The following is a 12,731-nucleotide window of genomic DNA, read 5'->3' as shown; positions in this document are numbered from 1 at the left end:
AGAACACTCTTGGTTTGGGTGCATATAATACCGTAGAAGTCGTGACGATGGCCTACACGATCACGAAGGAGGGAATAATCATGAGTATGCCGTCTATACCTGAAGGGAAGTTCAGGCCTTCGATGGATGAAACGATAGTCGATTTGTTCGAGTCAATTGCTCTTGAAGAGATTGCAATATCTCACTTGATGAATGCTGAGGCTGAGAAGATTCAAGCCTTTGTCGGGAGCAAAGGGAACTTTCCAACGTGTCCCACGACTGAACAGATTATTCGTTTCAATCGACAGGTAAGTAAGTTTCTGGAAGTAATCGTGATGAAGGAGTGGCTCTTATTACGCAAGCTGGATGATGTGATGCTTCTGAAGGAACAGGAAGACTGCGATCACCACGACTGCGAGTAATGCAGAGCACCTTCTGGTAAGGGGGGTGAACGCATGCGGGGAAAAAAGTATGTAAAGGCGCTAGCGGAAAATGAGGCTGCCATATACCGAGTGCTGGCTGGTCTCATCACAATCAATCAGAGTCTTCAATATTTGTATGTAAGCGGACAGTTAAAGGATAAGCAGCAGCTTAAGCAGTTGCGATTCGGTACTGTTCGCAACTTAAGAGCGTTACTGAATCTTCAGCAGCTCTTGTTGAAGAAATATACCATCGTTCGGGAGTCCAGTGTACTTTCGGAAACGATACTCGAGGAGCACTTGTTTAGCGACATCCAGCAACAAATCGACATCTCTCCCATGCATCTGCACATGTACGGGACCTCTTCCTCTTCGAGCTTATATGTGCTTCTAAAAAAAATTAATAGCTATAAAAACAAGAGGATGAATATATTGACGAACCATACGGTAAGAACCATTCCGGACCGCCCCTGGTTCAATAATACCTTTGATCCCAAGAAGCAAAACCGAGTTTGATTAGGAAACCTTAGCATACAACCGGCTTGACTCCATCAAATTGGAGGAAAGCTGGTTGTATATTTTTATTACTCCACACGATCTCACAAAGAAAAACCGAGACAATGATGGACATTGGCTCGGTTAATTACGTTGGTGGACCTTCTGTTCGTTACGTTCCGACTACAGGGTGATCTGGGGATACCTGTATGAGGTCCAGCACGTTCTCGAACTTGAACTGGAGCAGCATATCTTTTTTAATGGTATCCTGAAGTGTGCGGCGTACACTGGATGTAACAAGAAGCAGATTAGAGATTGTGACGTCTGGAGGCGTCAATGTGGACGTAGTCGGTGTTAATGTGCCGAGAACGAATTGAAGCTTTTCGGCTTCGGCGTTCACAATGTGAGCAAGTGCCAGCTCTTCAAGTGCAATCGAAGTCAGCAGCAACGGAACAGTCTGACCGATCGTAATGCTGATGCTTGGCGTAATATTCGGGATATTCGCTTGGGACATGTTTCATCACCTCATCAAGTTTATGGGGTACTTCTCTTTACCATATGCATCCATCTAAAAGGCGCTCACTACACTTGCCTGTTTTCAGAAAGGTTTACACGTTTAATGTGGTCTTCTGTTTGTTACGTTCCGACTACTGGGTAATCCGGCGATACCTGGATCAAGTCCAGAATATTCTCAAACTTGAACTGAAGCAGCATCTCTTTCTTGATTACATCCTGCAGCGTGCGACGCACACTGGATGAAACGAGCAACAGGTTAGAGATTGTGACGTCTGGAGGCGTCAAGGTAGACGAGGTGGGTGTTAATGTGCCGAGGACGAATTGGAGCTTCTCGGCCTCTGCATTCATGATGTGAGCAAGTGCCAGCTCTTCAAGTGCAATGGATGTCAGCAGCAATGGGACAGTCTGACCGATCGTGATGCTAATGCTCGGGGTAATATTCGGAATATTCGCTTGAGACATGTTCTTCACCTCATTATAGTTTTAGGGTATTTCACTACACAATACGCATCCATCCACAATTTGCTCACCATATATGCCCATTACATGTATACATTAGGTCGCTATGGCACGATGATATCCGTATCCTCTGTCGCTATTGTGGGCAAGGTTTCCATCGCATTTACGGATATTGTATTGGTCAATGTTCCGCTTACAAGCGAAGTGACGAGCCCGTCAAATGAGAGGACTCTCACCTCGTTTGGCAGAAGTGTACCTAGGTTACAGACGACATTTCCGCCGACAACAGGTCCCTCCAGAACACATTCTGGAGGCAACGACAACGTGTTCAAGTTAAATGCTGGTCCATTCACTCCCCCGCTTGGCGGCAGCGTATCCGTCATGACGACTCCGGTAGCTGTGGTGGGGCCAGTGTTCTCCACCGTAATTGTGTATGTCAGCACGGTAGGTCCAAGCACAATAACCGGATCTGGGTTATCCGAGTTTTGAATGGTGAGAACAGGAGGAGGCGGAGGGATACTTTGAATTAGATCGAGAGTATTTCCCAGCTTGAACTGGAGCAGCATCTCGTGCTTGATCACATCCTGCAGTGTACTGCGTATGCTCCGATTCACATTCATCAGACTTGATAAGGTTACGACGCCGGGAGTGACCGGAGCCATCGAGGGCGTCAGTGTACCGAGCACATACTGCAGCTTCTCGGCCTCGGTATTCACGATGTGCGCTAATGCAAGCTCCTCGAGTGCGATGGAAGATAGAAGAAGCGGAACAGTACTGTTGACAGGTACGTTAATGGTCGGCGTAATATTCGGTATGCTGGCTTGCGACATGGTTCACCTCGCTTTCTGGAGCTGGCTTCATCCTGCTGTGTGGGTACTACAGTACATCGTATTCTGAAGTCCAGAGCGTGACTTGGCGAATGCGGAGGGTCATTAGCCCGTATGTTCTTGATTGCCTAACTCCCTAAGCGCCTCTAAGGAGTCGATATGACCTGGATGAAGGGCCAATGCCTGGTTGTAGCAATGCTCGGCCTCCTTGGGATCACCCAGCTTCTCCTTGCAAAGGCCCTTATAGTGCCAAGCATGAAAGCTCCCAAGCCCATTCTGGGTCAAGTGCTTCATATTCGACTCTCCGATCTCCAGACATTGCTCGAATGCCTCGATCGCCTCCTCATACTTGCTGGACATGTACAAGAGGATGCCCTTATAGAAGATTAAGTCTACATAATCGGGATACAGCATAATGGCTTTCTCGATGGCAGGATATCCGCCTTCATAGCTGCCTGTACTGATGAGAATGGAATATTTCAGCTTATAGAGCAACGACGGCGGTGTGAGCTGGTTCAACATAAACAGGAGGATAGATCGATTCGCATGATGGAAGGAAGGAGCGTAATCTTTAAGACGATAATATTCGGAGGCCATGTGATAGTGCAGCCACGGGTCCTCCTTGTTGCTCGACAGCGCCTTTTCTAATAATTGGATGTTGCGCTTCGATTTGTTCTTGTCTTGTACGAATTCATCCAAATAGCCATAATGCCACAGGATCACAGGAGTATGAGTGATTCGATGGACACGATCATGCTGATAGAAGATCTCGTCCACGTTAAGTGCTTCATGGATCTGATTACGAAACTTCAAGCCAATCCCATTGCGGAATAGTCTCGGGTGGGCGATTCGAATCACGTTATTCGGATCTACCCGAGGTCCGTAATAATTATTTAACTGAAACGAGTACAGATCATATTCATCACTCAAGGCCAGATCACGGAGCTGTTCACCATTCTCTCCTAGCTCCTCGTCGGCATCCAGCCACAGAATCCATTCACCATTTGCATGCACTAACCCATAATTCCTCGCCTCGGCAAAATGATCGTTCCACACATAATCATAGACCGTAGCGCCAATGTCCCTGCAGATGTCAGCCGTACCGTCAGTGGAGCCTGTGTCGACAATAATCATCTCGTCTACATAGGGCTTGACACTGGTTAGACAACGGGCGATGCAATTCGCCTCATTTTTAACAATCATACATAGTGAGATCAATGGTTTACTCAAGTTATTCACTCCTCCCGGTAGTATTATTTATCGTATGTAATGAATATCCATAAAGTGTAGCCTAGAGGGATATTAAGGTATTGAAGGTATATCGGTTATATCCAAATTCATAGAAATGCAGGTGAAGTGCTTGTGAGTAAAAAGATAAGAATGACTTGGGAGGGAGATTTCTCCGAAACGAATAGCCTGTCACTAGTGAACGCTCGCTTGTATGAAAGGCTTCAAACGAATGAGAGATTTGAATTACTTCGCTACCCGATCGCAGCTTCAGAGCAAGTGGATGTACATATCACTCATCAGTGGCCGCCGAGATTGACAAGACCAGCACAGGCCTCATATTGGATTCATATTCTTCCATGGGAGTTCGGAGCCGTGCCTGTTGCATGGTATATGCCCATGAAGTATGAGATGGATGAGATCTGGGTATACAGCGAGCTAAATAAGACTCAGTACGTTGATTCTGGAATTCCTGCAGACAAGATTCGAGTTCTACCTCTTGGAGTAGACCCGAACGTATTTTACCCCGGGAGCGTAAGGATGGAAGGAGCGAATCCAGGAGGGCCTTTTCGATTTTTATATGTTGGAGGTACGATCGTTCGCAAAGGTTTCGATATATTGCTCGATGCGTACTTGACAGAATTCAGTTCAGAAGACAAGGTGTGCTTAATTGTCAAGGATCATGGAACTACCTCACATTACAATGGGATTACGCTTCAAGACCGAGTGCTGGAGGCCCAAAAAGATTCAAAGAGCCCCTCGATTTCCTATACAGATGTACACGTAAAGGAGAAGGAGTTAGTCAAGCTGTATCAAAGCTGTGATTGCGCTGTGTTTCCGTTTCGCGGCGAGGGCTTCGGGCTTCCGATCGCAGAAGCAGCAGCATGCGGTACAGCGGTGATTGTGCCCGATGCAGGGCCAGTGACGGAATGGCTGGACGCAACGGAAGCATTGTTCGTGAAGTCATCCGTTTATGTTCATCCTGAAATGAAGGTTGGAGCGATGGAGACTGTCGATGCTCCGAGCTGGATTGAAGTAGATAAGCAAGCGCTGCAGCAGCAGCTTAGATATGCGTATCAACATGGACATCGATTGAAGGAAATTGGAGAGCGTGCGAGCGACAAGATAAGATCTCGCTATTCGTGGGACGATAGTGCATTGCTAGCCGCGCAGTATGTGCTCGAGCTCTGTTCACGAGAGCCTATGCCCGCATTGGACGAGGAGCAGAAGATCGAACAAGAGCTAGAGCTAGTTGCTGCCTATAATCATCAGAAACGTAACCAACGTGCGGCAGGAACTATGGCAGCCCTGACTCTTCATTATTCTGACCGAGCGGACCTGCAGCTTCAGAAGGCTTGGATGCTAATTGCTGACCGGAAATTTCTTCAGGCATTATCTATACTGAAATCTATTACAGAGGATCAAGAGTCTAAGTATTCGGATGTTACAGATGCTCTCTTGGGTAGAGCTTGGACACTCGTGGCAGTTTGTTACTGTGAATTGCAATCGTGGGCATTGGCCATAGAGGCATTCCATAAGGCTAATGAGCTGAAGACACCGATTCATGCACTTCAGATCTCGTATTTTCAATACGCAATCGGTACGCTTAAGCTGTTGCTAGGTGCCTTGCATCAGGAGCTAGGTGACACCTACTTCGCCTTGAATGTGGACGGCAAGGCGAAGCTCATCTATACGCAGGCGCTCGAATTAGATCCAGATGCAGAAGAAGCTTCGCAGAAGCTTATTGAGCTGGAGCTTCGCAAGGAAGCCGCACGTAGGAGGGCTGCTCCAGTGCTGGAAGCACACGCTCAAGCAATGGACTCCTATGAGCAGTCAGAGTCACCAATTCAATGGCATGTGCTGCTTCATGCTTACCTTTCTTCATCAATGCTGGTACAGCTCCAGTCAGCCTTATCTTCATGGTTCAATAGAGGTCAAGAGGCATATATGCTGGAGGTTAGTCATCCGGACATGCATCCAGCTCCTAGCCTTGCAGCAGCGCAAATCGTTCTACTGCTTCGTGCAGGTCTAGGTGCCGATCACCTGAAGAGCTGGTGTCGATGGTGCTTAGCCCAGTGCCCTCCTGGAAGCACCTTGATCATCTGTGGCGTAGATGGAGTGGAGGAGGAATATGAAGCGCTCTGCTCCTTGCTCGACAGTGGTCCATGGACCATGAAGGGCCGAGGGTCAATCCCGAGTGAAGAGGATGAGGAATATGGATACAGCGTGTTCCAGCTGGATGAAGTAGGGATCATCTGGGAGTCTCCATACTATAATGCGTCCGGATATGCCTCGGAGCAGCGTCACTTCGTGAAGAGTCTTCAGCCGTATCCATACTGTATTCAGGTGAGGCCGATTGATTCGCAGCTATCTCAAACCGAGCAGTCTCATGAACGGGTTGAGAATGCACATGCGAGCTTGAAGCATCCTGCGCTTATCCATTATCAAGCCTCGCCTGCTCACTGGTTTAAGACGGCCCAAGCTCCGATTCAGATCGGGAGAACGATGTTTGAGACGGATCGAATTCCCAGTGAGTGGGTGCCGATTCTGAATGAGCTGACGGAGGTCTGGGTTCCCTCTCAATTCAACGTGGAGACGTTCGTTCGTTCAGGAGTACATGCAGACCATATTCAGATCATTCCCGGTGCGCTGGATGAGCGGCTATACCGGGTCACATCGAGTGCCCGAGGATCAATAGACGGAGCGAGGAGCTTCACCTTCTTGTCTGTATTCGATTGGAGCATTCGTAAGGGCTGGGACATTCTGCTGTTGTCATACTTGACTAGCTTCACAGACGAGGATGATGTATCACTTGTGCTGAAGGTCAGTCGATTGAATGAGCCGAGAGCTCAAATTACATCTATAGTTGAAGAAATGATCAAGCAGCTTCAAATCAAAAATCCACCTCATCTGCACATTATCGACACACGGTTGACCGAGCAACAAATGCGCGAGCTGTATGCCTCCTGCAGCGCTTTCGTTCTGCCGACGCGCGGCGAAGGTTGGGGAAGACCTTTCATGGAAGCCCTTGCCTTTGAGGTGCCTGTGATCGGCACGAATTGGAGTGCTCAGCTTGAATTTATGAATGAGGACAACAGCTTTTTGATCGAGGTTGAGCGTATGGTCGAGATTACAGATTCGATGCCCGCACATTTTCACGGTCATCTTTGGGCAGAGCCGAGCATGGAGCACTTGGTGCAGATCATGCGTCAAGTCCACTCCGATTATGCTTCGGCGAAGCAGCGAGCGATCACTGGAAGGAAGAGCATCTTCCCTAAGTATTCTTTGGAATCCGTTGGCAGGTTGATTAATCGCAGATTGGAGCAGTTAATTGCTGACTACTTTCGTGGGTGAGACGGTCCTGCTGGGGAGGAGGCCCTACAGCAATCGGCACAGCTTCCGGTACTCCCCCGGCGGCATCCCCTCCCACTTGTGAAAAATACGAGCGAAGTAATGCACATCCGTATAGCCGATCGTTCGCCCGATATGCTCGATCGTGTCATTCGTGTCGCGGAGCAGTCGCTTCGCTTTCGAATGGCGAATGTGCTGGACGAACTTGTTCGGGCTTGCGCCGATACACTTCTTGAATAGCCGCCCCATGTAATCGACGTTGACGCTGAGAATGGCGGCAAGCCTCTCGTTCGACCAGTCGTCTCCCGGCGAAGCCTCGATGGTGCGGGCGAGGTCCGAGATCGCTTGCTGCGTGCCTGCGCTTGCCTGCTCCCGATGGTGCTGGTGGATCGCTCTTGTGATCTGAACGAACAGCTGGAGCAGCAGACCTTGGCAGCACATCATATACCCGGCTGGACGATGGGTGAATTCGTGAATGATGCGCTCCAGCAGACTGTAGACGTCAGGTGAAGCGTGCACGCTCGCGGCCTGGAGCCAATCGCTGAACTCCGATTGGTCCGGAAGGCTGCAGAACGAATCGTCGTCCGCTTTGTCCTCGTACACGATAATGTCTTCGTCCTTGGCAATATGCAGCTCGTTGTAGAAGTCGAAGTGTACCCCGAGGAACAGCGCATACGTATCACAGGTGACCTGTACGCGGTGCTTGAGCCTTGACGGCAGTATGAAAAATTGACCGGGCTGCACCTGAAAGGGCGCCCTCGCTTCGATCTGAACCTCGACCGTTCCCTGCTCCAGCAGCAATATTTCGAAGTCGCGGATACGGCGGTGAATGATGCGCTCGCGCATTTGCTTATGCTGCTGAGCCCAATGGACGACCGGATACAGCTGCGGCGTTGCTGGCTGCATAGATCGATCCTCCTCGTCTATAGGAAGTCGGAAAAGTACAAAAAAGTATCTCTTATGTTCAAATACATATCGCTCGCTCCATGATAACATAAGGTACATCAAGAAGAAAACACACTATTAAGGAGCGAGTGAATATGTCGGATTTGAACAGATTGCCAGAGCTGTCCAGTGACTATGCGTTGAGTCAGGAGCAGGTTCAGCAGTTTCAGGAGAAGGGGCATATCAAGCTGAACCAAGTGGCGACAGCCGACGAGGTCGCGGTGTACCGTACCATTATCGGGGAGAAGGTCAAGGAGCTCAACTACCAGAGTAAGCCGCTCGAGGAACGCGATACGTACGGCAAGGCGTTCATTCAGATCTCGAACATCTGGGAGAAGTCGGAGGAAGTGAGACGGTTCGTGTTCGCGCAGCGCTTCGCCAAGATTGCGGCCGAGCTGCTCGGAGTAGACGGCGTTCGCATCTATCACGATCAGGCGCTGTTCAAGGAGCCGGGCGGTGGCATTACACCGTGGCACCAGGACCAGATCTACTGGCCGGTAGATACGGATCAGTTCGTCACGATGTGGATGCCGCTCGTGCCCGTGTCCGAGGAAGTGGGCTCCATGAACTTCGCCAGCGGCTCACACAAGCATGGCTACATCAGCAAGCTGGCGATCTCGGATGAGTCACAGAAGACACTCGCGCAATATATTGAAGCCAAAGAAATGGAAGTGGAGAATTACGGCGCACTTGAAGCGGGCGATGCGACGTGGCATTACGGCTGGACGCTGCACAGTGCTCCGGGCAATCCGACCTCGACGATGCGCGAGGTGATGACCATTATTTATTACGCGGACGGTGCGAAGGTCATCGAGCCGGATACGAATGCACGCAAGAGCGACCTAGCGCGCTGGCTGCCAGGTCTTGCGCCGGGTGATGTCGCAGCAAGTCCGCTGAACCCGCTCGTGTATAAGAAGTAAGCCATTGCAGCTATAGCTAATAAGAAGCCTCCGCCATGTCAGATGGTGGAGGCTTTTTGGATTCTTTTGTCGAAATATAAACTAAGCTCAACGCTGATGCCCCTCTCAGACAGGGGACGGGGGTTAGGATGAATACTCAGTCGTTCCCTTATCGAGCTGGAAGAACGACAGCGAAATGTTCCGGTCGAAGGCGAAATTAGCCGCTCCGAGCGCACCGCCGAGCTCCATCAGCTGCGACGTGCTGACGACGGTGTCGGCCGATAGCGGACGCATCGCCCGCTGACGCATCGTGCGCGTCGCCGTCTCGACGAACAGGGGGCTGGCGTTCGGGATCGTTCCCCCTAGAATGATCGTCTCCGGATTAAACGTATTGAGCAAGTTAGCCATCGCAATACCGACATAGTTGGCCGCCTTCCGCACGACCTGTACAGCGAACGTGTCGCCAGCCTCCGCTGCTGCGCATACGTCTTGCGCCCGCACGAGCTGCAGGTCTATCGACGCATCTGCATACATCGACGTATGCTCACAGGTGCGCACCAATCTGCGGAACTCCTGCTCGATGGCCTGACCTGCGGATAGAGCCTGCAGACATCCGTGGTTGCCGCATGAGCAGAGCGGTCCATCGGGCTCGATTGTCGTATGTCCGATCTCGCCAGCGCCGCCGAGTGCCCCGGACAGCAGCTGACGGTCGAGGTACAAGCCCGCGGCGATGCCCATACCGACCCCGATATAGATCATATTCGAGTACGATTGCCCCGCGCCGTAGCGGCATTCGGATAGTCCCCTCGCGCGATGCCTGTTGACGACGACCGTCGGCCAGCCGGTCGCCTCCTCCATGAACTCCGCGACCTCGAACTGGTGCCAGTTCAGATCGGCCGCGCTGCGGATCATGCGATGCCTCCCATCGACAAGACCCGGCACGCCGAGTCCGAGCAGCGGAACGGGCTGCACGTCCAGGCTCTGCTTGAACGTTGCGATCTCCTCTGCCAGCGTACGGAACGTGATCTCCGGCTCGAACGAATGTACGGGGATCTTCACCGTCTTCACCGGATTGCCAAGCAGGTCGAACGCTCCGAGTGTCCACGTCTTGTTATCCAAGTCCGCTCCTATCATCACTGTGGAATGTGGCACGAGCTCGACGGACGTAGCGGGACGTCCCTTCGTCGTCAGTCGATTGTCCGTTTCGTACACGAGACCGCCCTCGATCAGCTCGGCGATCGTTAACGATATGGTGGCGCGGCTCAGTCCGGTTAATCGGGTCAGATCGATGCGCGACATCTTGCCGTGAACGCGCAGCGCTTGGATGAGAGCCAGCTTGCTGCCCTTCTGGTCCTTCCAATCATTAGGTATCATATTCATCACCCTTGAAGTTAGTTAGTTTTTAGTATTAATCATCGTTATATAACGTCATTTGATGCTGAATTAGTACTCGAACACTACGACATCAGTATATCATAATTTAAATCTTTACAAAACATTATTTTCCGTGTAGAATCGGTTTTGTAGCCGAGGAGCTTCCTCGATATTCCAACACCTACTTCAAAGTATACCCAATATCGGTGCGTGAATCGAATCAGGCGTAAGATGTGTTGACGCAAGGTGTGTGGATGTATTGGCAAGTTTAATCCTAAATAAAAAGAAAAGGGTGTGCAGACTATGTCTCAATCATCGGTTAAGTTCTCCGTATTCACGAAGCCTTGGAAGAACGTCTCGGTTGCGGAGCTCGGCAAATTTGTCAAGGAAATGGGCTTCGACGGGATCGAGTTCCCGCTCCGTGAAGGGTATCAGCTCGAGCCGGACAACGCGCATCAGCTGCCGAAGCTGGCAGAGAAGCTCGCCGATTACGGCGTGAGCATCTACAGCGTAGCGAGCAGCACCGAGGAGCGCGTGTTCGCTGGGTGTGCGGAGGCAGGCATTCCATTGATCCGCATTATGCCGGTCATCTCGCCGGAGCTCGGGTACATGGAATCGGAGAAACGCGAGCGCGCGAAATTGGAAGCGCTTATCCCGCTCTGCGAGCAGTACGGGGTGAAGGTCGGGCTGCAGCTGCACTACGGCAACCACGTCACCGATTCGATGGGGCTGCTGCACCTGCTCGATGGGCTGCCGCCGTCATGCGTCGGTGCCGTATGGGATTGTGCCCATGACGCCTTGGCTGGACAGCAGCCAGAATTCGGACTCGACATCGTGTGGCCATACCTCGCCATGGTCAATCTGAAGAACGTCTTCTATAACCGGATCAACGGACCTGAGGCGGAGAGCGCGGAGTGGAAGCGATATTTCACCTCCGGTCGCCAAGGACTCGCCTCGTGGCCTCGTGTAGCCGATTACTTGGCGCAGCGCAGCTACCAAGGCGTCGTCTGTCTGACGGCCGAATATACGAATGAGCACGACGTAGACCGCTTGATCCGGGAAGATCTGATCTACGCCAAGTCCTTGTTCCAGTAATGGCGCAACGGGAGCCGCCCATCGCATCTGAAGACGCTGGAATCGCCGTCGATGCACGGCGCGTGCTCCCGACGAACACACAGGACGAATGCACCGGGCGTACATATCCGTCGAACGTACCGACCGTACGCACCGGAGGCACACATCCGACATACACACCTTAGGAGGTGGTGGTCATGGAGATCGCAAGCGCGAAGCCGCAGACCGAGGCTGCTCGACTGAGCAAGCCTCGCAGACTGCTGCGGGATATGCGGAAGGTTTGGCAGCTGTATGTGCTGATGCTCCTTCCGTTAGCTTACATTATTATATTCAAATATGTACCGATGTACGGTGCGCAAATCGCCTTCAAAAACTTCGTGGCGAACAAGGGCATCTGGGGCAGCAGCTGGGTCGGCTTCGACCACTTCGTACGCTTCTTCGAATCGTACGAGTTCTGGACCATTATGTGGAACACGATCTCACTTAGTGTATACCAGCTCGTCGCGGGCTTTCCGTTCCCGATTCTGCTCGCGCTAAGCTTGAATTATGTCATGCATGACAAATTCAAGAAGATGGTGCAGATGGTCACGTATGCGCCGCACTTCATCTCTGTCGTCGTCATGGTCGGTATCATCTTCCAGGTGCTCGATCCACGGATCGGCCTCGTTAACCACCTCATCGCCTTGTTCGGTCTTGAGCCGATCAACTGGATGGGCGAGGCGTCCTACTTCCGCAGCATCTACGTATGGTCGGGCGTATGGCAGAACGTCGGCTTCAGCTGCATCATCTACTTGGCAGCGCTCGCCAGCATCGACCCGTCGCTCCATGAGGCCGCTGTCGTCGACGGAGCCTCCAAGCTGCGCCGTATGTGGCACATCGACCTTCCCGGCATATTGCCGATCGCGATCATTCTCCTCATCCTAGACGTAGGGCGCATGCTCGAGATCGGCTTCGAGAAATCGTTTCTCATGCAAAATCCGCTCAACCTGCGCACGTCCGAAATTATCGACACGTACGTGTACAAGGTCGGCTTAGCCTCGAACATCGTTAATTTCTCGTATTCCAGCGCCATCGGTTTATTCAAGAACGTCATCAACCTGATTCTGCTCATCTCCGTAAACCGGCTCGCAAAAAAAATCGGCCAAAGCAGCCTATGGTAGAGGGGG

The 12,731-nt window shown here is 51.4% G+C and carries 12 protein-coding genes; 6 read left to right on the top strand and 6 right to left on the bottom strand.

Going from position 1 to position 12,731, the window contains the following annotated elements:
- Nucleotides 1-80: 80 nt before the first annotated feature.
- Entirely contained in the window at nucleotides 81-401 is a 321-nt protein-coding gene (locus PAE68_RS16545; RefSeq protein ID WP_281888753.1) for an alpha-helical endospore appendage domain-containing protein, read from the top strand.
- A 33-nt stretch (nucleotides 402-434) separates the two neighbouring features.
- Complete coding sequence (locus PAE68_RS16540; protein WP_281888751.1) at nucleotides 435-914, top strand: hypothetical protein; 480 nt, start codon at nucleotides 435-437, stop codon at nucleotides 912-914.
- Nucleotides 915-1,065: 151 nt separating this feature from the next.
- Here the strand turns inward: PAE68_RS16540 and PAE68_RS16535 are convergent, their stop codons facing one another.
- The 4 genes from PAE68_RS16535 to PAE68_RS16515 form a co-directional block, all read right to left on the bottom strand.
- Nucleotides 1,066-1,407, bottom strand: a complete 342-nt coding sequence (locus tag PAE68_RS16535; protein ID WP_281888750.1) for an alpha-helical endospore appendage domain-containing protein — start codon at nucleotides 1,405-1,407, stop codon at nucleotides 1,066-1,068.
- A 122-nt stretch (nucleotides 1,408-1,529) separates the two neighbouring features.
- Nucleotides 1,530-1,871 (bottom strand): alpha-helical endospore appendage domain-containing protein, encoded by a 342-nt coding sequence (locus PAE68_RS16530; RefSeq protein ID WP_281888748.1) that lies wholly within the window; start codon nucleotides 1,869-1,871, stop codon nucleotides 1,530-1,532.
- 101 nt (nucleotides 1,872-1,972) lie between these two features.
- A complete protein-coding gene (locus PAE68_RS22710) occupies nucleotides 1,973-2,698 on the bottom strand; it encodes an alpha-helical endospore appendage domain-containing protein (RefSeq protein ID WP_309299338.1) in 726 nt (241 codons plus the stop codon).
- A 102-nt stretch (nucleotides 2,699-2,800) separates the two neighbouring features.
- Nucleotides 2,801-3,925, bottom strand: a complete 1,125-nt coding sequence (locus PAE68_RS16515) for a glycosyltransferase (protein WP_281888746.1) — start codon at nucleotides 3,923-3,925, stop codon at nucleotides 2,801-2,803.
- Nucleotides 3,926-4,075: 150 nt separating this feature from the next.
- On the opposite strand from PAE68_RS16515, the gene PAE68_RS16510 reads away from it, so the two are divergent.
- On the top strand, nucleotides 4,076-7,276 hold the full coding sequence (locus PAE68_RS16510; RefSeq protein WP_309299359.1) for a glycosyltransferase: 3,201 nt from the start codon (nucleotides 4,076-4,078) through the stop codon (nucleotides 7,274-7,276).
- A 24-nt stretch (nucleotides 7,277-7,300) separates the two neighbouring features.
- Here PAE68_RS16510 and PAE68_RS16505 read toward each other — a convergent pair whose 3' ends face one another.
- Nucleotides 7,301-8,179, bottom strand: a complete 879-nt coding sequence (locus PAE68_RS16505) for a helix-turn-helix transcriptional regulator (protein ID WP_281888741.1) — start codon at nucleotides 8,177-8,179, stop codon at nucleotides 7,301-7,303.
- A 134-nt stretch (nucleotides 8,180-8,313) separates the two neighbouring features.
- Here PAE68_RS16505 and PAE68_RS16500 point away from each other — a divergent pair, with 134 nt between their 5' ends.
- Nucleotides 8,314-9,138, top strand: coding sequence for a phytanoyl-CoA dioxygenase family protein (locus tag PAE68_RS16500; protein ID WP_281888739.1), 825 nt, complete (start codon nucleotides 8,314-8,316; stop codon nucleotides 9,136-9,138).
- 123 nt (nucleotides 9,139-9,261) lie between these two features.
- Here PAE68_RS16500 and PAE68_RS16495 read toward each other — a convergent pair whose 3' ends face one another.
- A complete protein-coding gene (locus PAE68_RS16495) occupies nucleotides 9,262-10,491 on the bottom strand; it encodes an ROK family transcriptional regulator (protein ID WP_281888737.1) in 1,230 nt (409 codons plus the stop codon).
- 303 nt (nucleotides 10,492-10,794) lie between these two features.
- Here PAE68_RS16495 and PAE68_RS16490 point away from each other — a divergent pair, with 303 nt between their 5' ends.
- Together PAE68_RS16490 and PAE68_RS16485 are read left to right on the top strand one after the other, a co-directional pair.
- Nucleotides 10,795-11,586, top strand: a complete 792-nt coding sequence (locus tag PAE68_RS16490) for a sugar phosphate isomerase/epimerase family protein (protein ID WP_281888735.1) — start codon at nucleotides 10,795-10,797, stop codon at nucleotides 11,584-11,586.
- A 176-nt stretch (nucleotides 11,587-11,762) separates the two neighbouring features.
- Nucleotides 11,763-12,725, top strand: coding sequence for an ABC transporter permease (locus tag PAE68_RS16485; protein ID WP_281888733.1), 963 nt, complete (start codon nucleotides 11,763-11,765; stop codon nucleotides 12,723-12,725).
- Nucleotides 12,726-12,731: the final 6 nt, after the last annotated feature.

Origin of the sequence: Paenibacillus sp. YYML68, assembly GCF_027923405.1 — a bacterium.
Lineage (GTDB): Bacteria > Bacillota > Bacilli > Paenibacillales > NBRC-103111 > Paenibacillus_G.
This window is presented reverse-complemented; position numbering and strand designations above follow the sequence as displayed.